The sequence below is a fragment of the Micromonospora sp. LHW51205 genome (assembly GCF_003315815.1).
GTDB classification, from domain to species: Bacteria; Actinomycetota; Actinomycetes; order Mycobacteriales; family Micromonosporaceae; genus Micromonospora; species Micromonospora chalcea.
On the sequence record NZ_QMEZ01000009.1, the window covers coordinates 71,860 to 94,138 of the forward strand.

Here is a 22,279-nt window from a genome sequence, read left to right on the forward strand (position 1 = left end):
ACCCGCGGGCCACGTGCCCCGGCGCTAGGCTCGCCGGATGAGCACGGAAACCGAAGCCGCCGCGGCCGAGGCGGGCACGCCACCACCGGCCGGGTGGGAGGAGGCCCGCTCCCGGGTGTACGCGGTGGGCCTGTCCGCCGCGCTCCCCGCCGTCGCCCGCCCGCTGGCCGAGGCCGACGGGCACACCCTCGCCGAGCCGTTGACGACGCGTACCGACCTGCCGGCGTTCCCCACCTCCAGCGTGGACGGCTGGGCGGTGCGGGGCCCGGGGCCGTGGCGGGTGGTGGGCCGGGTGCTCGCCGGGCACACCGCCGCGCCGCTGGAGGCCGACGGCAGCACCGTCGAGATCGCCACCGGCGCGATGGTTCCCGAGGGCACGACGGCGATCCTGCGGATCGAGGAGTCGGCCCGCACGGCGGACGGCCTGGTGACCGGCACGCCCCGCCCGGCGCCGGAGTGGCGGGAGCCGGGCGAGGAGGCGTACCTCGGGGAGGAGCTGTTGCCCGCCGGCACACCGGTGGATCCGGCGGTGCTCGGCCTGGCCGCCTCCTGCGGGCACGACACGTTGCGGGTCCGCCGCCCACCCCGGGCCGCGCTGCTGGTCTTCGGCGACGAACTGCTCACCTCGGGTCCGCCCGGCGCGGGGCGGGTCCGCGACGCGCTCGGCCCGTCGGTGCCCGCCTGGCTGCGCCGTTACGGCTGCCAGGTGCGTACGGCCGACGTGGTCGGCCCGGTCGCCGACACGCTGCCCGCGCACGTGGCGGCGGTGCGGGGCGCGCTCGCCAACGCCGACCTGGTCTGCACCACCGGCGGCACCATGCACGGGCCGGTCGACCACCTGCACCCGACGCTGGAGGCGCTCGGCGCCGACTACGTGGTCAACACGGTGGCGGTGCGCCCGGGCTTCCCGATGCTGCTCGCCCGGCTGGTGGGCGACGACGGGCGGGTGCGGTTCGTGGCCGGCCTGCCGGGCAACCCGCAGTCCGCGGTGGTGGCGCTCGTGTCGCTCGTCGCGCCGCTGCTCGCCGGTCTCACCGGCCGGCCGATGCCGGTGCTGCCGCACGTGACGCTGGCCGAGCCGATTCCGGGGCGCGGCGACTACACCCATCTGGCGCTGGCCCGCTGGGACCGGGTCGCCGGCACGGCGTACCCGGTGCGGCACGTCGGGTCGGCGATGCTGCGCGGTCTCGCGGGCGCGGATGGTTTCGCGGTGATCCGGCCCGGCGCCAGCGGCGCGGCCGGCGACCGGGTGCCGCTGGTGCCGCTGCCGCTGACCCCCGGGGAGCGTGCCGGGTGAGCGCGACGAACGAGCCGACGGGAGACGTCGTGACGGTGCGGGCAGGCGTGGTGCTCGGCGCGGTGACCGACCGGCCGCTCGACCTGGCCGCGCACGAGGCGGCGGTCGCCGACCGCCGGGCCGGCGCGGTGGTCTCCTTCCAGGGCGTGGTCCGCGACCACGACCACGGGCGGGGGGTCACCCGGCTGGAGTACGAGGGCCACCCCACCGCCGAGGCGGTGCTGCGTGAGGTGGCGGCCGAGATCGCCGCCGACCCGGCGGTGTACGCGGTCGCGGTGTCGCACCGGATCGGCCCGCTGGAGATCGGCGACGTGGCGCTGGCGGCGGCGGTCAGCACCGCCCACCGGGCGGCCGCGTTCGCCGCGTGCGCGCGGCTGGTCGACGAGGTGAAGGCGCGGCTGCCGATCTGGAAGCGGCAGGTCTTCGACGACGGCACCGAGGAATGGGTGAACTGCCCCTGAGTGCTCAGCGCCGGCCGGCGAGCGCGGCCGCGCGGCTGAACCGGTCGTGGTAGAACGCGGGCTCGGCTCCCGGACGCCACGGCAGCGCCGCCACCAGCACGATCAGCGCGATGGCCAGGGAGTTCTCCATCAGCGCGCCGAACAGGCCGTCCTGGTAGTGGGACACCTCGGGGAGTTGGTGCTCGTACGGCCAGATCGGTGAGATCAGGAACAGCAGGTAGAGCCCGAGCGCGCCGACGCCGTGGCGGAGCCCGGTCAACGTCGGGTACCAGATCGGCGGGCGCAGCGCCGGCACACCGTTGGCCGAGGGGCCGCTGCCGCGCAGGGGCAGGCCACGGCTGGCGTCGCGGCGGCGTACCGCGGCGTCGGCCAGCACGATGATCGCCGGGATGACCCAGATCAGGTGGTGCGACCAGGAGATCGGGCTGATCACGTTGGCGGTGAGCCCGACGAGTGTGAACGCGGTCAGCTCGTCGCCGTCGGCGCGGGCGCTGATCGCGCGGGACAGGCCCAGCGCCAGGAGCAGCACCGAGAAGGCGAGCCAGAGCAGGCCGGGCGTCTCGATCGAGTCGTAGAGCCGCGCCAGCAGCCCGGCGAGCGACTGGTTGGCGGTCATGTCCGCCGCGCCGACCCGCTCGGTCTGCCACAGCACGCTCGTGAAGTAGGCGCGGGACTCCTCACCGACCAGGCCGAACGTCGCGATGGTCACGCCGATCGTGGTGCCGACGGCGGTGAGCGCGGCCCGCCACTGCCGGGTGAGCATCAGGTACGCGACGAACAACGCCGGGGTGAGCTTGACGGCTGTGGCGAGCCCGATGCCGACGCCCGCCCACGCGCCGCTGTAGACGAAGCGGGCCAGCGGCGAGTCGGCGGTCTCGTGGTGGGTGCCCCGCTTGGCGCGCCAGCGCAGGCCCACCATGTCGGCCATGACGAGCGCGAACAGCAGCAGGTTGACCTGGCCGTAGCCGAGCGTCTCCCGGGACGGCTCGATGGCCACCGCGAGCGGGGTGGCGATGCCGACGGTGAACCAGAGCGGCCAGCCGAGCCGGTCCACGATGGGGCGCAGCAGCGCCGCCAGGACGACCGCGAGCGCGGCGATGCTGGCCAGGGCGTTGACGAAGCCGGCGCCGTCGACGGGCAGCCAGGACATCGGGAGCATGACCACACCGGCGAACGGTGGATAGGTGAAGCCCAGTGTCGTCGACGGCGCGACGAAGTCGTACAGCTCGTTTCCGCTGGCCCACCACACCACCGCGCCGTGGTAGATCTTCATGTCGAAGAAGTTGTACGGCCGTCCGAAGGCGCCGATGGCCAGCCACGCGGCGTACGACACGGCGGCCACGATCCCGAGGCGCACGACGGTCCGGCGGTCGACGCGGGAGGTCGGGGCGAGGCGGTTGGTCCGTCTACCGACTGACGTCGGCATGGCGTGGCCACCCCCGTACCAAGGTCGTCGTACCCGTCCAGGTCCAGAACGGAGCCTAGAACGGCGCCTCACGTTGCTGCCTCCCGCGTTACGCGACCGTGTCCGATCCCACACGTGTTTGCGACATTTCCACCGCGTTAACGGGTCTCGGACGGTTCAGGTGATTGGTGGCCTTGCGGGGGGTGGTGGCCGTACGAAAGGGGTGTCAACCAGGGATTCGGCGGGCGGCCGCCGCGGAGCGTACGGCGATCTTCGCATCGCGGCGGGCGGTGCGGACCGCGCGCGTGACCGACCGGCGCGAGTGGTCGATCCGGTGGCCGGCGCGCCAGCGCAGCCCCGGCTTGCCCTCGGTGTCGGCGGCGGCGAGGAGGAGGCCACCGAGCAGGCCGAGGTTCTTCAGGAAGTGGACCTGGTTGTTGTTGCGCGCCGCCGGGTCGTCGTTGTTCCAGAAGGCGTGACCGGCGGCGGTGGTCGGGATCAGAGAGCCGGCGAGCACCAGCGCGGCCGGACGGGTGAACCGGCCGGTGGCCAGCATCAGACCGCCGACGAGCTGGGTGGCGGCGTTGGCCCGGATGAGCGACACGGTGTCGGTGGGGATGCGCGGGTGCACGTTGCGGATCAGCGGGGCGACCTTCCCGGTGACCGGCTCCGCGGCCTGCACCAGGCGTTCCGGGTTGCGCAGGTTGCGGGCGCCGCTGACCACGAAGATGCCGCTCAACATGACTCGGGCGAGGGAGCGCACGGGCTTCATGGCTCAGTCTTACCCCGTCGGGGGCGTCGTCATCCCCGCAACACACGAAAGGTATCGGCCGACGTGGACGTCCGGACGGTATCGATTTCAGCGACCGTCGCGGATGGACCGGTCGCGTTCGGTAAGGTCGCGCGGGTGACGACGCTGCGACTACGCCCGGAGGGCCCCGCCGACGAGCCGGCGGTGGCCCGGGTGCTGGCCGCCGCCTTCGCCCGGCCCGACGTGGCCACCCCGCCGGAGGTCGGCCTGGTCGAGGAGCTGCGGCACAGCCCGGCGTGGATTCCCGAGTTGGCCATGGTCGCCGAGTACGGCGGCGAGGTGGTGGCGTACGCGCTGCTCACGCGCGTCGGCGTACGCACCGAAGACGGCCGCGTGTGGCCGGCGCTGGCGCTGGGCCCGGTGGCTGTGGCACGGCACCGGCAGCGGCTCGGTCACGGCACGGCGGCGGTGCAGGCGGCGCTCGACGCCGCGACCGAGCTGGGCGAACGGCTGGTCCTGGTGCTGGGCGACCCGGCGTACTACCGGCGGTTCGGGTTCGGCCCGGCGGACCGGCTGGGCCTGACCAGCCCGTGGTCCGGGCTGGGCGAGCCGTGGCAGGCGCTGGTGCTGCCGCCGTCGGCGAGCGAGGAACCGCCACCGCCGTCCGGCGAGGTGGTTTTCCCACCACCGTGGTCGCGGGTCTGAGCGGTCGCGGCCGTCACGCGGGCTGGGTGCGCAGGTAGCGGCCGAAGTGCGGGACGGTGAACGCCACCGTCCCCCGCTCGCCGGAGTAGATCAGCCCCTTCTTGATCAGCGCGTCGCGGGCCGGGGAGAGGCTGGCCGGCTTGCGGCCGAGCGCGCGGGCGATCTCGGCCGTCGGCACCGCGGCGTCCATGTCGTCGCGGCTGCCCTCCTCGCCGTCCACCAGCGCCAGCGTCGCCATGGCGCGCATGTACTCGCGTTCGGCCGGGGTGGCCCGCTCGAACCGGGAGCCGAAGAACCCCACCGCCAGTTCCGCCTCCGCCTCGGGCGCGGCGACCCGGACGTCCGCCGCGGTGATCGGCGAGCGGGGCGCGTGGTCCCAGGTGGCCTTGCCGTACGCCTGGACGAAGTAGGGGTAGCCGCCGGACTTCTCGTAGAGCAGGTCGAGGGCCTTCTGCTCGTACTCGACCTCCTCCCGCTCGGCCGGCGCGCAGAGCGCCTGGTCGGCGGCGATCCGGTCGAGCCGGTCGATGCGCTGGTAGCGGTAGAGCCGCTCGGAGTAGGACTTGGCGGCGCTGAGCACCGCGGGCAGGTGCGGCAGGCCCGCGCCCACCACGATCAGCGGCGCGCCGAGCTGGGACAGCTCGTGGCAGGCGGCGCAGAGCGCGGAGACGTCCTCGGCGCCGACGTCCTGCATCTCGTCGATGAAGATCGCGATGCCGGTGCCGACGTCGGTGGCGACCGTCGCCGCGTCGCTGAGCAGTTCGACCAGGTCGATCTCGATGTCGCCGGAGTCGGCGCGTCCGCTGCTCGCGGGCACGTCGATGCCGGGCTGCCAGCGGTCGCGCAGCTTGGGCGCCGCGCCGCCGCGCCCGGTGGGGGCGGAGCGTTGCGCGAACGCCTTGAGTACGCCGAGGAAGGCGTCGATCCGGTCCGGGGCGCGGTGCCGGGGCGCGAGTTCGCGGACCGCCATGTGCAGCGCGGCGGCGATCGGGCGGCGCAGCGACTGGTCCGGCCGCGCCTCGATCTTGCCGGTGCCCCAGAGGTGGTTGATCGCCTCGGACCGCAGCGTGTTGAGCAGGACGGTCTTGCCGACGCCGCGCAGCCCGGTGAGCATCAGGCTGCGTTCGGGCCGGCCACGCGCGATGCGTTCCAGCACCACGTCGAACACGTCCAGTTCCCGCCCCCGCCCGGCGAGTTCGGGCGGGCGCTGGCCGGCGCCCGGCGCGTACGGGTTGCGGACCGGATCCACGAATCGCACAGTATCGGCTTCTCTAGCGGCCAGGCTAGACGTGCGTAGATGCAGCTACCGCGTGTCGGTCTCGACATAAAACTAGGGCTGTCTAGCGTGAATGCTAGACAGCCCTAGTTTTGGTTACCGACGGGCCGGGGCGTCAGTGGCGCGTCAGCGGCGCTTCAGGCAGAGCACGAAGTCGAGCGTGTCCAGCTCGCTGTCGAAGAAGTACCAGTCGGTGTACCCGTCGACCTTCCCGCACTTCGCCTCCGCGTCCTTCTTGCCGCTCGTCGCGCCGTCGATTCGCCGCAGCACCTCGTACGTCTTCGGGGCGCAGTCGGCGATCACCAGCTTCGGCTGACCGCCGCCACCCTCGTTGGCGACGCACTGGCCCGCCTTCACGAAACGCGGATCGGTCGAGGAGGCCGGCGCGGGCGCGGTCGGCGTGGCCTCCGCCGGATCGCTCGGCGCCGCCTCGGTCGGATCAGCGCCCGGCGCGGTGGCCGCCGTCGTCCCGGCGGTCGGGCTCTCCTCGTCCCGGCCGAGCATCCAGTACGCCCCGGCGCCGCCGAGCAGCAGCACCGCCAGCACGACCACCACCACCAGCAGCGGGCCCTTGCCGCGCTTCGGCGGCGTCGGCTCGGCGTACTGCGGCTCCCCGCCGTACTGCGGCCCGGCGTAGGGGTCGGCCGGGTGACCCTGCCGCGGCGGGCCGGGGGACCACGCCGGCGCCGGGTCGTAGCGCTGCGTCGGCGGGCCGTACTGATCGGCCGGTGGGCCGTACCGGTCGGCGGGCCCGTACTGCTGGGCCGGCGGCCCGTACTGATCGGCGGGCGGGCCGTACGGTTGCGCGCCCGGCGGGCCGTACTGCGGGTCGTGACGCGGATCGGGCTGCGCGGCGTAGCGGGGATCGGGCTGCGGGGCGTAGCCGTCGTCGGGCCGTCCCCAGGGGTCGGGGGAGCCGCCGCCCGGTGGACCGAAGTTCGACATGAACGCCTCCTGCGTACGCCAGTGCTGAGAGGCCGGCCACCAACTGGGGACGCCGACGCCGTGGTCACCGTAGCGTGGACCCTCGATGAGCTCACGCCCCACGAGTGCGACGAACGCTGTCGATTCCGCGACGCCGCCGACACGCACCGCCCTGATCTGGACCGCACTCGTGCTGGTCTACCTGCTCTGGGGCTCGACGTACCTGGGCATCCGGGTCGCCGTCGAGTCCCTGCCGCCGCTCATCTCCGCGGCGATGCGGTTCGCCGGCGCGGCCGTGGTGCTCGCCGTGGTGCTGCGCCTGCGGCGCGGCCCCGGCGCGCTGCGGGTGCCCGTGCGCCGCGTCGGCTCCGCCGCGCTGATCGGCGTGCTGCTGCTCGCCGGCGGAAACGGACTGGTGGTGCTCGCCGAGTCGGGTCCGGCCGGCACCGCGGTTCCCTCGGGCGTGGCCGCGCTGCTGGTGGCCACCGTGCCGCTGCTGGTGGTGGTGCTGCGGACCGTGGGCGGGGACCGGCCCCGGCCGTGGACGTTCCTCGGGGTGGCGCTCGGGTTCGCCGGCCTCGTCGTGCTGGTGCTGCCCCGCGACGGCGTGGACGGCGTGCCGGTGGCCGGCGCGCTCACAGTGGTCGCGGCCGCCACCAGCTGGTCGGTCGGCTCGTACCTGTCCGGGCGGATCCGGATGCCCGCCGACCCGTTCGTGGCCACCGTCTACGAGATGCTGGCCGGCGCGGCGGTGCTCGCGCTCGTCGGCGTCGCCCGCGGCGAGCTGCGCGGATTCAGCTTCGCCGAGGTGACCGGGCGGTCCTGGGCGGCGCTGGCGTACCTGATGGTGGCCGGTTCGCTCGTCGCCTTCACCGCGTACGTCTGGCTGCTCGTGCACGCGCCGATCTCCCTGGTCTCCACGTACGCGTACGTGAACCCGGTGGTCGCGGTGGCGCTCGGCGCGCTGTTCGTCGCCGAGCCGATCACCTCGCAGGTGCTGCTGGGCGGTGCGATCATCGTGGTCGGCGTGGCGGTGGTGGTGAGCACCGAGCGACCCCGCCGGTCCCCGCCACCAGCCGTCGACGGGGCAGCCGGGGAACCCGCCGGGCGGTAGCGTCCCGCCCGTGTCGGCGCTGCTGGTGACAGGGGCCGCGCTGGTGGGCGCGTCGGCCGGGTGGGTGGCCGTACCGGTCGGCCGGTCGTTCGTCACAGTTCCCGCCGGCGACGCTCCGCGCCGGGGCGCGTTCGCGCTGGCCGGCGCCGTGGCGTTCGGCGGGCTCGCCGCCACCCGGGCCGCCGACCCGGCGCTGCCCGCGCTGCTGCTGGTCGCCGCCGTCGGGCTGGCGCTCGCGGTCACCGACGTGACAGCGCTGCGGCTGCCCGACCCGCTCGTCGGCATGGTCGCGCTCGGCGGCGGGCTCGGCCTCACCGCTGCCACGGCGGCGACCGGCGAACCGCGCCGCCTGGCCGTCGCGGTGGCCGGGGCCGCGCTCTCCTTCCTCGGGTACGCGCTGCTGGCGCTGCTGCCCCGCGCCCGGCTCGGCTTCGGCGACGTGAAGCTCGCCGCCGCGCTCGGGTTGCCGCTGGGCTGGCTCGGCTGGCCGGCGCTGCGCCTCGGGCTGCTCCTGCCGCACGTGCTCGCCGGAGTCGCGGTGCTCGTCCTGCTCGCCGCCGGCCGGGTACGCCGGGACACGCCGGTGCCGTTCGGCCCGGCGCTGCTCGGCGGCGCGTGGCTCGCCGCCGTCCTCAGCTGAGGCGTGCCCGGTCAGATCAGCCGGAGCTGGTGGTCCTTCGGGCGGCGGGGCTCGGTCGCGTCCAGGCGCTCGAACAACGCCGGGTCGATCACGTCGAGGAACGGCGACGGGCGGGTGTCGCGTTCCGCGCCGTGCCGGGCACGGCGGCCCGCGTGGCTGACGTAGAGCCGGTCCTGCGCCCGGGTCAGCCCGACGAAGAACAGCCGCCGCTCCTCGGCCACCGCGTCGTCGTCCGGCTCGCTTCCGGGCCAGCGCAGCGGCAGCAGCCCGTCCTCGGCCCCGACCAGGAACACCACCGGGAACTCCAGGCCCTTCGCGGCGTGCAGCGTCAGCAGCGTGACCGCCTCGGCGCGCGGGTCCAGCGCGTCCACCTCCGCGCCGGTGGCGAGCTGGTTGAGGAACAGTTCCAGGTCGTCGTCGCAGCGCCGGGCCAGCGGGGTGAGCAGGTCCACCGCCGTGCGGACGTCCTCGGGGCGTACCGCGCCGGAGCCGTCGAGCGTCGGCACCGCGAAGCGCTCGGCCAGGATCTGCCCGGCCTGGCGTACCCGGGCGGGGAGCGAACCGTCCAGACCGGCGTGGCGCAGCTCGCGGGCGATGGCCGGCACGCCGGGACGGTCCCGCAGCCGGTCGTGCGAGCGCTTCTGCACCGGGATGTTCGCCCGGGTCAGCGCGTCCACGATCGGCGCGGCCTGCGCGTCCGTGCGGTACAGCACCGCGATGTCGGAGAAGGACAGCGACGTGGTCCGCCCGTCGATCCGCCCCGAGTCCAGCGAGCGGTGGGACAGGCCACCGACCAGCTCGTCCACGGTACGGACCACGAAGTCGGCCTCGTCGTACGGCGAAGCCGCCGCGTACCGGCCGACCAGCGGCGCCTCCGGGTCGAGCCGGGCCGGGTCGAGGCGACGGCCCCGCACCAGCGACGACGGCGCGATGGCCTGCACCGCGGCGGCCAGGATCGGCGCCGAGGAGCGGTAGTTGCGGTTCAGCCGGACCAGCCGCGCGTCGGTGAAGTCCTGCGAGAAGCGCAGGAAGTAGCCCACGTCGGCGCCCCGGAACGAGTAGATCGCCTGGTCCGGGTCACCGATCGCGCAGAGGTTCCCGTCCGGCGGGCTGAGCAGCCGCAGCAGGTCGTACTGCACCGCGTCGACGTCCTGGTACTCGTCGACGAAAATCCACTTCCACCGCTCGCGGTACTCGCGGACCAGCTTCCGGTCCCCCTTGAGCAGCGACACCGGCAGCGTCAGCAGCTCGTCCAGGTCGACCAGGTCCCGCTTGCGCAGCAACGCCGCGTACCGCTCGTCGTCGTCACCGGCCTCCGCGCGCGCCGCCGCCCGGTCCGCGTCGTCGGCGATCCGGAAGTCCGCCGGCAGCCCCGCCGCCGCCGCGTTCTCCCGCAGCACGGTCAGGCCCAGCGAGTGGAACGTACCCACAGTGACGTCCTCGGCGACCGGGCCGAGCAGCCCGTCCAGCCGGTGCCGCAGCTCCTCGGCCGCCCGCCGGGTGAACGTGATCGCCAGGCACTGATCGGGGAAGACGTTCAACTCCGCGCACAGGTACGCGATCCGGTGGGTGAGCGTGCGGGTCTTCCCGGTGCCCGGACCGGCCACGATCAGCAGCGGACCACCGGGCGCCGACGCGGCCACCCGCTGCATCGCGTCCAGCCGGTCCAGCAGGCCGGTGCCGACCTCCTCCATCCCGGCGAGCATCGGCTCGAACGGCTCGTGCGGGGACGGCGGCGTCGCGATCGGAGGTGCGGGCGGCGGCGTCCGCTTCGGCTCCGGCCGGACCGCCGCCGGGCGCTTGGCCTTCGGCTTCGGCGCCGGCTCCGCGGGCCGCCGCTGCGCGGGCACCGGTACGTCGAACAGCGTCTCCTGCCCCGCCCCGGCACCCGGGCCGCCCAGTTCCGCCGGGTCGAACAGCGTGATCACGCCGTACTCCCCGTCGTAGCCCGGCACCCGGCGCACGTCGCCGCGGCGCAGCCGGCCGATGCCCTCCGCGAGCAGCTCGCCGCCGACCCGGCCGATCTCCTCCACCGGGGTACGGGTCAGGATCTCCAGCTCCGGGCCGAGCGCGGCGACCAGCTCGTTGAGCTTGCCCTCGACCTTCTTCGACCGCGCGCCGACCCGGTTCAGCTCGCCCAGGATCTCGGCCAGCGGCACCAGGTGGGTCACCTCGCGCGCGTGCGCCGGACGGTGCCCCTCCGGCCGGTCCGCCAGCTCCTCCACCCGGCTGAGTACGCCCACGGTGAGCGGCTTGCCGCACTCCGGGCAGCGTCCGCCCGCCTCACGGGTCCGCTGCGGCGGCCAGTTCACCCCGCACAACCGGTGCCCGTCGGCGTGGTACTTGCCCTCCTCCGGGAAGAACTCGACAGTTCCGGCGAGCCCGTCCCCGGTGCGCAGCGCCTCGCGGATCGCGAAGTAGTCACGGTCGGCGGTGAGGACCGTGGCCTCCCGGGCCAGAGCCGGCGGCGAGTGCGCGTCCGAGTTGGACACCAGCTGATAGCGGTCCAGGCTGCCGACCCGCCAGTTCATCTCCGGGTCGGACGACAGGCCGGTCTCCACCGCGAAGATGTGCTCGGCCAGATCCGCGTAGCAGTCGGCGATCGCGTCGAAGCCGGACTTCGAGCCGAGCGCGGAGAACCACGGCGTCCAGATGTGTGCCGGCACCAGATAGCCGTCCGGACTCGCCTCCAGCGTGATCTCCAGCAGGTCGCGGGAGTCCAGCCCGAGGATCGGCCGCCCGTCCGAGCCGAGGTTGCCGATCCGGCCCAACGCGGTGTTGAACCGGGCCACCGCGTCCAGGTCCGGCAGGTAGATCAGGTGGTGCACCTTCCGGGTGCGGTCGTCGCGCTTGTAGATCGTGGAGATCTCCACGCTCAGCATGAACCGGACCGGGTCCGCCTCCGCCTCACTGGCGAGCCGGGGCGGCAGCCGCCGGGCGACGTCCCGCTCCGCCTCGGGCGCGAGGCGGTACAGGCCCGGCTCGGCCGGGTGCAGCGTCTCGCGCAGGTGGTCGTACCAGGCGGGATGGGTGAAGTCGCCGGTGCCGAGCACGCCGATGCCCTTGCGCCGGGCCCACCAGGCCAGGTTCGGCAGGGTCAGGTCGCGGCTGCACGCACGCGAGTACTTCGAGTGGATGTGCAGGTCCGCCACGTACGGCGGGAGGCCACCGGAGGGTGCGGCGCTGAACGGAGGCACGCCGCATCCTGTCACGTCCGGTCCCCCGCCCGCCCGCCGCCACGCGAACGGGTGACCTGAGCAATGCGGTGCTGGACTCGGCGGCGGGTGCGCGCTATGGGGCGCGCAGCTCCACGAGCGTCACCTGGGGCGGCGCGCCCACCCGCACCGGCGGACCCCAGAAACCGGCGCCGTTCGTGACGTAGACCTTCGTGCCGTCGATCTCGCCGAGACCGGAGACCACCGGCTGTTCGAGCTTCACCGCCAGGTTGAACGGCACCATCTGGCCGCCGTGCGTGTGCCCGGAGAGCTGGAGGTCGACGCCGAACTTCGCCGCCTCCTGCGCGGCCACCGGCTGGTGCGCCAGCAGCACGACCGGCCGACTCGGGTCACGGTCGCCGAGCGCGGCGGCGTAGTCGGCGGGCGCGGCCACCCCGGTGCCGGCGGCGCTCACGTCGTTCACCCCGGCCAGGTCCAGCACGCCGCCCCGGGCCTGGATCTCCTGCCGCTCGTTCTGCAGCACGCGCAGGCCGAGCCGGTCCACTTCGCGGACCCACTCCTCCACGCCGGAGTAGTACTCGTGGTTGCCGGTGACGAAGAAGCTGCCGTAGCGGGACCGCAGGTCACGCAGCGGTTCGGCGGCCTCCCCCAGCTCGGCCACCGTGCCGTCGACCAGGTCACCGACCACGGCGACCAGGTCGGCGTCCATCCGGTTGATCATCGCGACGATCCGCTCGGTGTGCGCCCGGCCGCGCAGCGGCCCGAGGTGGATGTCGGAGACGGTGGCGATGCGCAGCCCGTCCATGCTCCGGGGCAGCTTGGCCAGCGGGATCTGCACCCGGTCGAGCTGCGGCGGACCGATGGCGGTGCGGACGCCGTACCCGGTGACGCCGGCGGCGGTGAGCCCGGCGAAGATCGCCGCCCCGCGCGCGAGCAGCAGCCGCCGGGAGGGGTCGTGGTCCGGCGCGAGGGCGCCGGCCGGCGGCGCGCCGGCGCTGTCGACCGGCGGTGGCGTCGCACCCTCCGCCGTCGCCGCGCCCACGAGTACGGGCTCGGGCTCCGGGCCGGTGGCGACCACCGAGCGGGCGCGGCGGCGCAGCACCAGCCGGGCCACTGCGGTCGGCACTTCGAGCACCAGCAGGATCACCAGCAGATAGAACATGAGCGCGACCCAGAGGTAGCCGGGCCAGGCCAGCCAGTACCAGCCGTTGCGGGTGCCCGCCAGAGTCACCGGTACGAGCACCGCCAGCGCCGCGATCGCCACCCCGCCGACCCGGCGCCACCGCCCCGGGCGCGTGGTGTCCCGGACCAGCCGCTTCCACAGGTAGAAGTGGATCAAGCCGATCACGAGCACGACGAAGCCCAGGAATGTCGCCATGGCCAGCACGTGTGCCCCCCTCAGCCGCCCGCGAAGGGCGGCAGCACGTCCACCGTCACCCCGGCCGGCAACAGCGCCCGTCGATCATGACAGGCCACGCCGTCGACCAGGAAACTCGCCGCCTTCAGCACCACCGCGAGGCGTTCGCCGTGGCGGGCGGCCAGGTCATCGAGGAGTTCGTCCAGGGACCGGCCGGCGGATGCGGTCTCCTCGGAGAGTCCGGCCGCCGCTCGGGCGCCGGCGAAGTAGCGGACGGTCAGCTCCACCCTCAGCCTCCGATCGCGGACATCGAACGCGCGGGCTGGAGGAACGTCGGATCGTCGATGCCGTGACCGGCCCGCTTGGCCCACATCGCGGCGCGCCAGCGCCGGGCCAGCTCCTCGTCGTCCGCGCCGTCGCGCAACGCGCCGCGCAGGTCCGACTCCTCGGTGGCGAACAGGCAGTTGCGCACCTGGCCGTCGGCGGTGAGCCGGGTGCGGTCGCAGTCGCCGCAGAACGGCCGGGTCACGCTGGCGATCACCCCGACCCGGGCCGGCCCGCCGTCGACCAGCCACGTCTCGGCCGGTGCCGCGCCCCGCTCGGAAGGGTCCGGCGTCAACGCGAACGCGGCCTTCAGGGAGGCCAGGATCTCGTCGGCGGTGACCATGGTCGAGCGGTCCCAGCCGTGCTGCGCGTCGAGCGGCATCTGCTCGATGAACCGCAGCTCGTAGCCGTGCGCGAGCGCGAACCGGAGCAGCGCGGGCGCCTCGTCGTCGTTCGTGCCCCGCATGAGCACCGAGTTGACCTTCACCGGGGTCAGCCCGGCTTCGGCGGCCCCGGCCAGCCCGGCGAGCACGTCGGCGAGCCGGTCGCGCCGGGTCAGCGCGGTGAACCGGTCGCGGTCCAACGTGTCGAGCGAGACGTTGACGCGGTCCAGCCCGGCGTCGCGCAGCGCCGACGCCATGCGGGCCAGGCCGATGCCGTTCGTGGTCAGCGAGATGCGCGGCCGGGGCGTGAGCGCGGCGACCGCCGCCACGATGCCGGGCAGGCCGGGCCGGATGAGCGGCTCACCGCCGGTGAAGCGCACCTCGGTGATGCCGAGCCGGGTCACCGCGACACCCACCAGCCGGACGATCTCGTCGTCGGTGAGCAGCTGCGGACCGGACAGCCAGGGCAGGCCCTCGGCCGGCATGCAGTAGGTGCAGCGCAGGTTGCACTTGTCGGTCAGCGAGACCCGCAGGTCCCGGGCGACGCGGCCGTACCGGTCGGCGAGGACGCCGTCGGTCGTCGTCCGGGGGGCGCTCATCCGTCGACCGTAGCGCGGTCGAGGCCCCGGAGGGCGGCCCGGGCGGTGGCGGCCACCGCGTCCGCGTACGCCGCGCCGAAGATCGCGGTGTGCACGAGCAGCAGGTGCAGCTGATGCAGCGGCACCCGTTCCCGCCAGCCGTCGGCCAGCGGCCACGCCTCCCGGTAGGCGGCCAGGACGCGGTCCAGGTGAGGCGGGCCGCCGAAGAGGGCGAGCTGCGCCAGGTCGGTCTCGCGGTGCCCACCGTGCGCGGCCGGGTCGACCAGCCAGACCCGGTCGTCGGCGCCCCAGAGCAGGTTGCCGGGCCAGAGATCGCCGTGCACCCGGGCCGGCGGCTCGTCACCGCCGAACTCGCCGATCCGGGCGACGACCTGCTCGACCAGCGCCGCCCCGGAACCGTCGAGCGCGCCGCCGTCGACCGAACTGCGTAGGTAGGGCAGAAGGCGGCGCCGGGCGAACCAGTCCGGCCAGGGACCGGGATCGGGCGTGTTGTCCTGCGGCAGCGCACCGATGAACCCGGCCCAGTCCGCGCCGAACGCGGGCGCCCCGGCCCGGTGCAGCCCGGCCAGGTCACGCCCGAACGCCTCCGCGGCCTCCGGCGTCGGCTCGCCCGGCTCCACCCAGTCGAGCGCGAGCAGATCGGGCAACGCCACGACCACCTCCGGCACCGGCACCGAACCCGCCTCGCGCAGCCAGCGCAGCCCGGCCGCCTCGGCAGCGAAGAAGCCCTCCGGCAGTGGACGCGCCGCCCGCTCCGGCCACGTCTTGGCGAACACCGAGTGCCCGTCGTCCAGCGTGAGCCGGGAAGCGGCGCAGATGTCGCCGCCGGAGACCGGGGTCTCCCGGATCCGCTGGTGGGTCAGGAAGGTCGGCAGGTGCTCCGGGTGTGCCCGCAGGTACGCCAGGTCCATGAGCGCAAGGTAGCGGGTACCCCGGACAACCGTGGGGCAAGCGACGCCACGGATCGCCGTTGACCTGGACCGATACGCTCCGTATCTGTGGACGGACCGCGTGTCGTCCACAGGGGCGGACGCGGTGGCACTCCACCGCCCACGCTCCCGGCATGAACTCCACCGAGCAACCCCGCCTCTCCGTCCGCACGCCCGCCGACATGGTCACGGCCGTGCCCTACCTGCTCGGCTTCCACCCGGCCGACAGCGTCGTGGTGGTCGCGGTACGCGGCCGGCGCGTCGTCTTCGCCGCCCGGGGAGACCTGCCCACACCCGGCGCCGACCCCGGCCCGGCGGCCCGGCACCTGGCACACGTGGTGGCCCGGCAGGACGCCGACGCCGCCACAGTCGTCGGCTACGGTCCGGCCGCCCGGGTGACCGGTGCCGTGGACGCGATCGGCGACGCGCTGACCGCTGCCGGCCTGGTCGTGCTCGACGCCCTGCGGGTCACCGACGGCCGCTGGTGGTCGTACCTGTGCGCCGAGCCGTCCTGCTGCCCGCCCGAGGGCACCCCGTACGACCCGGCCGCCAGCCAGGTCAGCGCCGCCGCCGTGTTCGCCGGCCAGGTCGCCCTGCCCGACCGGGCCGCGCTGGCCGCGCAGGTGTCCCCGCTCGACGGGCCGGTACGCCTCGCCATGCGCCGGGCCACCGGCCGGGCCCGTCTGCGCCTGGCCGCGCTCACCGGCGGGACGCCCGCGCAGTCCGGCCGGGGCCCGGAGGCCGGCAGTTCCGTGCCGGGGGACGGTGATGTGCGGGCCGACGGTGGAGGTCCGGAGGATTCACCACGCGCGGTGCGGAGCGCGGGCACGGCGGCGGTGCGGGCCGCGTTCCGCAGGCAGCGGCGTGGCGAGCGGCTCGACGACGACGAGGTGGCCTGGCTGACCGTCCTGCTCACCCACATCCCGGTACGCGATCACGCCTGGTCCCGGACCGACGGCCGGGACGCCGACATCAGCCTCTGGACCGACGTGACGCGGCGCGCCGAGCCGGACCTGATCGCCGCGCCGGGCTGCCTGCTCGCGTTCTCCGCCTGGCGCTCCGGACACGGGGCGCTGGCGGCCGTCGCCCTGGAACGGGTGCTGTCCGCCCACCCCGGCTATTCGCTCGCGCTGCTGCTCGACGAGGCGCTTCGGCGCGGGGTGGCCCCGTCCGAGCTGGACGGCTGGCCCGGTTCCGACGGAGGCCCGGTGCTGCGCCGTCGCCGTCGCCGTCCACGGCGCTGAGCCGTCAGCCGCCGATCCGGGCCGCCCCGGTGTAGACGTTCATGGTCGGCCCGCGCAGGAAGCCGACAAGCGTCATCCCGGCCTCCTCGGCCAGCTCGACGGCGAGCGTGCTGGGCGCGGACACCGCGGCGAGCAGCGGCACGCCCGCCATCCACGCTTTCTGGGTGAGTTCGAAACTGGCCCGCCCGGAGACCAGCAGCACGTGCCCGGCCAGCGGCAACCGCCCCTCCCGGGCGGCCCAGCCGATCACCTTGTCCACCGCGTTGTGCCGCCCGACGTCCTCCCGCAGCACCACCATCTCCCCGTCGGCGGTGAAGAGGCCGGCCGCGTGCAGGCCGCCGGTGCGGTCGAAGGCGCGCTGCGCGGCCCGCAGCCGGTCCGGCAGCGCGGCCAGCAACTCGGCGGTGACCACCAGCGGGTCGTCCCGCACGGCGAACCGCGAACGGGTACGCACCGACTCGATGCTCGCCTTGCCGCACACGCCGCACGAACTGGTGGTGTAGAAGTTGCGCGACGGATCGGTGACCGGCTCCGGAACACCGGGGGTGAGCGCCACGTCGACCACGTTGTAGGTGTTCGGGGTCTCCGCACCGGCGCAGAGCTGTGCGGTGTGCACGTCCTCGGCCGACCGGATCAGTCCTTCGGTGAGCAGGAAGCCGATCGCCAGGTCCAGATCGTCGCCGGGCGTACGCATAGTCACCGCGAGCGGTCGACGCCGACCCGGCCCGGCCGCGCCCACGCGGATCTCCAGTGGCTCCTCCGCGGCCAGGGTGTCCTGGCGGCGGATCCGGCCCCGGCCCTCGCCCGTCGCGTCGAGGTCGATCCGCAGCACGCTCCGCCGGTCTGTCGCCCGTCCCATCCCGCCATCCTCCCCGGCCCCTCCACTGCCCGCACCCCACCCCCACTCCTTCACGTGCCCCGCCGGCCCAGCCGATCATGATCGACACCAGATCGCCGAAGTGGCGGTATCGGACGGCCCCGGATGCCGCCACTTCGGCGAGATGGAGTTGATCAACGTCGGAAAACCGCCAGCGAAGCCGGGCACGGGCCCGGGCCTCGTGCCCGAGCCGGGATTCGACGGTCGTGGCCGTGGATAGGGTGAGGCGGTGACGGGGTACGCGGCGGTGGTCCTTGCCGGTGGCGCGGCCCGGCGGATGGGCGGCGTCGACAAACCGGCCCGTCCGGTCGGCGGCCGGCCGATGCTGCACCGGGTACTGGCCGCGGTGGCCGACGCGGACCAGCGGATCGTGGTCGGCCCGTCCGGTCCGGTGCCCGACGGCGTCCGGACGACACGTGAGGAGCCACCCGGTGGCGGGCCGGTGGCCGCCATTGCGGCCGGGCTGGCGCTGCTCGACCCGGGTACGACAACAGTCGCCCTGCTCGCCGCCGATCTCCCGCTGCTCACCGCCGCCGCCGTGACCGAGCTGCGGCACGCGCTCGACACCCCGGCCGCCGAACGGGAACGCGACCTGGCCGCCGAGCGGGAACACGATCGGGCCGCCGAGCGGGAACACGATCGGGCCGCCGAGCGGGAACGCGAACCGGCCGCCGAGCGGGCATCAACGCTCCCCCCGCGCGGACCGACCGTCGCCCTCGCCTGTTACGTGGACGGCGACGGCCGCCGCCAGCAGCTCTGCGCGGTGTGGCGGTTACCGGCCCTGCGGGCCGCCCTCGACCGGCTCGCCGCGACGCGGGGCGGCACCCTCGACGGGGCGCCGGTACGCGGACTGCTGACCGGTGTCGCCGTACGCGAGGTGTCGTGGTCCGGCTCGGGTCCTCCGCCCTGGTTCGACTGCGACACTGACGAGGACGTACGCCGGGCGGAGGAGTGGTCGAGATGACGGTGCTGGACGACTGGGTCACGGCGGTCTGCGCCGAGCTGGACCTGGACCCGGCCGGGGTGCCGGTGCCGACAGTGCTGGACGTGGCCCGGGACGTGGCGCATCAGGTGGTCCGGCCGGGGGCGCCGGTCACCGCGTACCTGTTGGGGGTGGCGGTGGGGCGCGGGGCGGACCCGGCGGCGGCGGCCGAGCGGCTCAGCGCGCTGGCCGGCTCGTGGCCGGTGGATCTGGGTGGGTCCACGCCCGCGGAATAGCGCCTTGCGCGTGATTCGGTCGCCGCCGCGCGTGGGTAGGGTGGCGGGGACGGACGGAGGCGATCATGACGGCAGACCACCCCTCGGCGCCGGTCGACAAGCCTGCCGGCAGCACGCCGGAACACCACGCCACCGGCAGCGCGCCGGAGCATCACGAGTCGATCCTGCTCGACGAGCCGACCACCGCCGATCTGCGGGCCAAGGTCACCGAGGCCTGGCGTGAGTTCGCGCGGGCGCTCGCCGAGCGGCTACGCGCACTGCCCGCCGGTGGTCACCTGGAGGTGACACTCGATCCGACCGCCTCCGGCACCGGGGACGCCGTCTACTCGGTGAGCGTGGACGCGGGCGAGGAGGGTCGCCTCTCGGCCCGGGCGGTAGGCAACGCCACGCTGCCCCAGGGCTACCGGTTGGACCGGGCGGCGGTGGCCGACATGGTGGCGCTCGGCTGGTCGCCGCCGGGCGTGGTGCCGGGTTCCGGTGAGCAGTTCGGGCTGGACTGCGGCACCGACGAGGCGACCCGGCTGGCCGCCGTGCTGTCCCGGACGCTGCGTGACGTCTACGGCGCCCCGCATCCCGCCTTCCTCGTTTACCTGGTGCACGACACCGAGGGTGAGCCGTTGCCGGTGGAGCCGCTCGGTACGGCCCGCAGCGAGTTCGGCCCGGACCGCGACGTCGAGGCCGACCTGGACGAGGCGTTGGCCGCGGCGGCGGCCGCGCAGTCCGGCGAGAACGACGTGCTGGCCCTGGAGGAGCGGGTCCGCACCGTCGTGTCGACCATGCTGAAGTCCGCGTCCGACCAGCTTCAGGTCGACTCCGACGGTGACATCAACATCCGGGCCGGCTCGGCCATGGTGTTCGTCCGGGTGCGCGACAACCCGCCGCTCGTGGACGTCTTCTCGCCGGTGCTGACCGAGGTCGAGCCGACCGAGCGCCTGTACGTGAAGCTGTCCGAGTTGACCAACCGGATGCCGATCGGGCGGCTCTACTGCGCCGACGACACGGTGTGGGCCTCGATTCCGGTGTTCGGCCGCAACTTCCAGCCCACCCACCTGATGCTCGCGGTGCAGGTGATGACCGGTCTCGCGGACGAGCTGGACGACCGTCTGCACGGCGAGTTCGGCGGCAAGCGCTTCTTCGGCGAGGGGGACAAGCCGGCGCGGGCCGAGGAGCACCGCACCGGCATGTACCTCTGAGCCGGGTCAGCGCACGTCGAGCAGGGTCTTGCCGACGGTCTGCCGGGCCTCGATCGCGGCGTGCGCGTCGGCGGCCCGGTCCAGCGGGAAGCGCTGCCCGATCTGCGGTCGCAGCCGGCCGGCGGCGCCCTCGGCGAGCGCCGCCTCGGTGAGGGCGCGCAGTTCGTCCGGGCCGGGCCGTGGGCTCAGCAGCGTGACGCCGCGTGCGGTGGCCGCCTCGGCCGGGATGTCCGCCCAGGCGCCGCCGGCGAGCCCGAAGCTGAGCATCCGCCCGCCCGGGTCGAGCAGGTCGAACGCCTCCCGGGCGAGCGGTCCGCCCACGCCGTCGAACACCACGTCGACCGCGCCGACGGCGTCCCGGACCCGGCCGGTCCAGCCGGGCTGCCGGTAGTCGACTGCCAGGTCGAAGCCGGCCGCGCGGAGCCCGGCCACCTTCGCCGGGCCGCCGGCGGCGGCCACCACCGTCGCCCCGGACGCCGCCGCCAACTGCGTGAGCAGCGACCCGACGCCGCCGGCCGCCGCCTCCACCAGGACCCGGTCGCCGCGCCGCAGCCCGGCCGCCCGGGCCAGCATCAGGGCGGTCCGGCCGTCGGCCATCAGCGCCACCGCCGCGTCCAGGGCCAACCCCGGGGGTACGGGGACAGGGGCGCTCCGGTCGACCACGACGCGCTCGGCGTACCCGCCGGTGCCGCCGGTGGCGGTGACCACGACGCGCCCGGCGAGCGCCGGATCGACGCCGGGTCCGAGTTCGGTGATCGTCCCGCCGACGCCGTTGCCGGGGATCAGTGGCAGTTCGGCGTCGAACGGCCCGAAGCCGGTGGCCCGGAACATCGTCTCGACGAACGTGATGTTCGCGTGTGCCACGTCGACGAGCACCTGGCCCGGTCCGGGTGCCGGATCGGGTGCCGTCCCGGGCACGAGCACCTCCGGTCCGCCGAACTCCCGCAGCCACACCGCACGCATACCGCCCCCTCGCTTCGAGCCGGTCACCAGTGCACGACATGAAGCGAGGTTGAGGTCAAGGCGTGGACGGTCCGACGCCGGGGGACTCGACCAGCCGGGAGAGCACGATGGTGCTGCGGGACGAGGTGACGAACGATTCGGCGCGCAGCCGCTCCAGCGCCTCCTCCAGGTGCGAGATGTCCGCGGCGCGCAGGTGCACGAGCGCGTCGGCCTCGCCGGAGACGGTGTACGCGCCGACCACTTCGGGGTGCCGTCGGGCGGCGGCGCCGATCTGTGCCGGGGTGGTCCGGCCGGCGCAGAACAGCTCGACGAACGCCTCGGTGGTCCAGCCGACAGCGGCCGGGTCGACGACGGCGGTGAATCCCCGGATCACCCCGGCGGACCGGAGTCGGTCGACCCGTCGCTTGACGGCGGGGGCGGAGAGTGACACCCGGGTGCCGATGTCCGCGTACGAGGCGCGGGCGTCAGCCACGAGCAACGCAATGATTCGCTGGTCTACCGCGTCTATCTGCAATGTTCTGCTCCCGGGAAGCAATGCTTGTGGCTGTTACCAAAGTTGTACCGTACCTACTCTTGGTGACCGTGAACCAGCAGCGAGTCTCGCGAAAGCGGACATATCTCATGTGCTCGCCCGAGCACTTCACGGTCGAGTACGCGATCAACCCGTGGATGGACGTGACCACGGCGGTCGACGCCGACCTGGCGGTCAAGCAGTGGGACCGGCTGCGGGAGACGCTCGTCGGGCTCGGCCACGACGTGCACCTGCTCACGCCCGAGGCGGGGCTGCCGGACATGGTCTACGCGGCGAACGGCGCGTTCGTGGTCGACGGCACCGTCTACGGGGCCCGGTTCAAGCACGAGCAGCGGACCGCCGAGGCCGCCGCGCACCGGGCGTTCTACGAGGAGCAGGGCTGGCGGTTCATCGCCCCGAACGAGACCAACGAGGGCGAGGGCGACTTCGCGTACCTGCCGGAGGCCCACGGCGGCCTGATCCTCGCCGGGCACGGCTTCCGGACCGAACCGGCCGCGCACGCCGAGGCGCAGGAGGCGCTCGGCCGCCCGGTGGTCTCGCTGCGCCTGATCGACCCGCGCTTCTACCACCTGGACGTGGCGCTCGCCTCGATCGACGACGAGAACATCGTCTACTACCCGGGCGCCTTCTCCGCCGCCAGCCAGAAGGTGCTGGCCCAGCTGTTCCCGGACGCGATCGTCGCCGACGACGAGGACGCGCTGGCGTTCGGCCTGAACCTGGTCAGCGACGGGCTCAACGTGGTGCTGAACAACGAGGCGACGCGGCTGGCCGGCAAGTTGAAGGCGGCCGGCTACCACCCGGTCCCGGTGGAGCTGTCCGAGCTGAAGAAGGGCGGTGGCAGCGTGAAGTGCTGCATCGCCGAACTGCGGCACTGAGCCACGCCTCGCGCGAAGGGCGGCCTCCCGGTGGGG

The 22,279-nt window shown here is 74.4% G+C and carries 22 protein-coding genes; 10 read left to right on the forward strand and 12 right to left on the reverse strand.

The window, feature by feature from the left end; all coding sequences use genetic code 11:
• The first annotated feature begins 37 nt into the window (after window positions 1–37).
• A complete protein-coding gene (locus DQE82_RS26140) occupies window positions 38–1,297 on the forward strand; it encodes a molybdopterin molybdotransferase MoeA (RefSeq protein WP_113974494.1) in 1,260 nt (419 codons plus the stop codon).
• Window positions 1,298–1,332: 35 nt separating this feature from the next.
• Window positions 1,333–1,758, forward strand: a complete 426-nt coding sequence (locus tag DQE82_RS26145) for a molybdenum cofactor biosynthesis protein MoaE (RefSeq protein ID WP_187693504.1) — start codon at window positions 1,333–1,335, stop codon at window positions 1,756–1,758.
• A 4-nt stretch (window positions 1,759–1,762) separates the two neighbouring features.
• Here DQE82_RS26145 and DQE82_RS26150 read toward each other — a convergent pair whose 3' ends face one another.
• Both DQE82_RS26150 and DQE82_RS26155 read right to left on the reverse strand, forming a co-directional pair.
• Complete coding sequence (locus DQE82_RS26150; protein WP_043327708.1) at window positions 1,763–3,184, reverse strand: glycosyltransferase 87 family protein; 1,422 nt, start codon at window positions 3,182–3,184, stop codon at window positions 1,763–1,765.
• Window positions 3,185–3,389: 205 nt separating this feature from the next.
• Complete coding sequence (locus tag DQE82_RS26155; RefSeq protein ID WP_030499461.1) at window positions 3,390–3,935, reverse strand: DoxX family protein; 546 nt, start codon at window positions 3,933–3,935, stop codon at window positions 3,390–3,392.
• A 135-nt stretch (window positions 3,936–4,070) separates the two neighbouring features.
• Between DQE82_RS26155 and DQE82_RS26160 the strand changes: the two genes are divergently transcribed.
• Window positions 4,071–4,619, forward strand: coding sequence for a GNAT family N-acetyltransferase (locus DQE82_RS26160; protein ID WP_113974495.1), 549 nt, complete (start codon window positions 4,071–4,073; stop codon window positions 4,617–4,619).
• A 13-nt stretch (window positions 4,620–4,632) separates the two neighbouring features.
• Here the strand turns inward: DQE82_RS26160 and DQE82_RS26165 are convergent, their stop codons facing one another.
• Together DQE82_RS26165 and DQE82_RS26170 are read right to left on the reverse strand one after the other, a co-directional pair.
• Window positions 4,633–5,868 (reverse strand): ATP-binding protein, encoded by a 1,236-nt coding sequence (locus DQE82_RS26165; protein WP_064448072.1) that lies wholly within the window; start codon window positions 5,866–5,868, stop codon window positions 4,633–4,635.
• 153 nt (window positions 5,869–6,021) lie between these two features.
• The gene (locus DQE82_RS26170; RefSeq protein WP_113974496.1) at window positions 6,022–6,840 is read right to left on the reverse strand and encodes a flagellar basal body protein FliL; all 819 of its coding nucleotides are present in this window, start codon (window positions 6,838–6,840) and stop codon (window positions 6,022–6,024) included.
• An 85-nt stretch (window positions 6,841–6,925) separates the two neighbouring features.
• Here DQE82_RS26170 and DQE82_RS26175 point away from each other — a divergent pair, with 85 nt between their 5' ends.
• Complete coding sequence (locus DQE82_RS26175; protein ID WP_233514789.1) at window positions 6,926–7,933, forward strand: EamA family transporter; 1,008 nt, start codon at window positions 6,926–6,928, stop codon at window positions 7,931–7,933.
• A gap of 10 nt (window positions 7,934–7,943) precedes the next feature.
• Window positions 7,944–8,573, forward strand: a complete 630-nt coding sequence (locus DQE82_RS26180; RefSeq protein WP_113974498.1) for an A24 family peptidase — start codon at window positions 7,944–7,946, stop codon at window positions 8,571–8,573.
• Between the two features lie 11 nt (window positions 8,574–8,584).
• On the opposite strand, the gene DQE82_RS26185 is transcribed toward DQE82_RS26180, so the two are convergent.
• From DQE82_RS26185 to DQE82_RS26205, 5 genes are all read right to left on the reverse strand, one after another.
• Window positions 8,585–11,770, reverse strand: coding sequence for a UvrD-helicase domain-containing protein (locus DQE82_RS26185; protein WP_113974499.1), 3,186 nt, complete (start codon window positions 11,768–11,770; stop codon window positions 8,585–8,587).
• Window positions 11,771–11,864: 94 nt separating this feature from the next.
• On the reverse strand, window positions 11,865–13,127 hold the full coding sequence (locus DQE82_RS26190; RefSeq protein WP_205797534.1) for a metallophosphoesterase: 1,263 nt from the start codon (window positions 13,125–13,127) through the stop codon (window positions 11,865–11,867).
• A gap of 20 nt (window positions 13,128–13,147) precedes the next feature.
• Window positions 13,148–13,393, reverse strand: coding sequence for a MoaD/ThiS family protein (locus tag DQE82_RS26195; protein ID WP_043327712.1), 246 nt, complete (start codon window positions 13,391–13,393; stop codon window positions 13,148–13,150).
• Between the two features lie 2 nt (window positions 13,394–13,395).
• Complete coding sequence (gene moaA / locus DQE82_RS26200) at window positions 13,396–14,412, reverse strand: GTP 3',8-cyclase MoaA (RefSeq protein WP_043327713.1); 1,017 nt, start codon at window positions 14,410–14,412, stop codon at window positions 13,396–13,398.
• On the reverse strand, window positions 14,409–15,323 hold the full coding sequence (locus DQE82_RS26205; protein ID WP_113974500.1) for a fructosamine kinase family protein: 915 nt from the start codon (window positions 15,321–15,323) through the stop codon (window positions 14,409–14,411). The genes moaA and DQE82_RS26205 overlap by 4 nt, the downstream gene beginning before the upstream one ends.
• Window positions 15,324–15,475: 152 nt before the next feature.
• Between DQE82_RS26205 and DQE82_RS26210 the strand changes: the two genes are divergently transcribed.
• Window positions 15,476–16,585, forward strand: coding sequence for a DUF4192 domain-containing protein (locus DQE82_RS26210; protein ID WP_043327715.1), 1,110 nt, complete (start codon window positions 15,476–15,478; stop codon window positions 16,583–16,585).
• A gap of 4 nt (window positions 16,586–16,589) precedes the next feature.
• Here the strand turns inward: DQE82_RS26210 and fdhD are convergent, their stop codons facing one another.
• Window positions 16,590–17,444, reverse strand: a complete 855-nt coding sequence (gene fdhD / locus DQE82_RS26215) for a formate dehydrogenase accessory sulfurtransferase FdhD (RefSeq protein WP_043327716.1) — start codon at window positions 17,442–17,444, stop codon at window positions 16,590–16,592.
• Between the two features lie 247 nt (window positions 17,445–17,691).
• Between fdhD and DQE82_RS26220 the strand changes: the two genes are divergently transcribed.
• The 3 genes from DQE82_RS26220 to DQE82_RS26230 all read left to right on the forward strand — a co-directional run bounded on the left by DQE82_RS26220 (window position 17,692) and on the right by DQE82_RS26230 (window position 19,873).
• On the forward strand, window positions 17,692–18,426 hold the full coding sequence (locus DQE82_RS26220) for a molybdenum cofactor guanylyltransferase (RefSeq protein WP_113974501.1): 735 nt from the start codon (window positions 17,692–17,694) through the stop codon (window positions 18,424–18,426).
• Entirely contained in the window at window positions 18,423–18,680 is a 258-nt protein-coding gene (locus DQE82_RS26225; RefSeq protein WP_043330820.1) for a DUF6457 domain-containing protein, read from the forward strand. The genes DQE82_RS26220 and DQE82_RS26225 overlap by 4 nt, the downstream gene beginning before the upstream one ends.
• 65 nt (window positions 18,681–18,745) lie before the next feature.
• Entirely contained in the window at window positions 18,746–19,873 is a 1,128-nt protein-coding gene (locus tag DQE82_RS26230; RefSeq protein WP_069089580.1) for a hypothetical protein, read from the forward strand.
• Between the two features lie 6 nt (window positions 19,874–19,879).
• Here DQE82_RS26230 and DQE82_RS26235 read toward each other — a convergent pair whose 3' ends face one another.
• Together DQE82_RS26235 and DQE82_RS26240 are read right to left on the reverse strand one after the other, a co-directional pair.
• Window positions 19,880–20,836, reverse strand: coding sequence for a zinc-binding dehydrogenase (locus DQE82_RS26235; protein WP_113974502.1), 957 nt, complete (start codon window positions 20,834–20,836; stop codon window positions 19,880–19,882).
• Between the two features lie 55 nt (window positions 20,837–20,891).
• Entirely contained in the window at window positions 20,892–21,350 is a 459-nt protein-coding gene (locus DQE82_RS26240) for an Lrp/AsnC family transcriptional regulator (RefSeq protein WP_030499444.1), read from the reverse strand.
• Between the two features lie 59 nt (window positions 21,351–21,409).
• Here DQE82_RS26240 and ddaH point away from each other — a divergent pair, with 59 nt between their 5' ends.
• On the forward strand, window positions 21,410–22,243 hold the full coding sequence (gene ddaH / locus DQE82_RS26245; RefSeq protein WP_176722883.1) for a dimethylargininase: 834 nt from the start codon (window positions 21,410–21,412) through the stop codon (window positions 22,241–22,243).
• The last annotated feature ends 36 nt before the right edge of the window (window positions 22,244–22,279 follow it).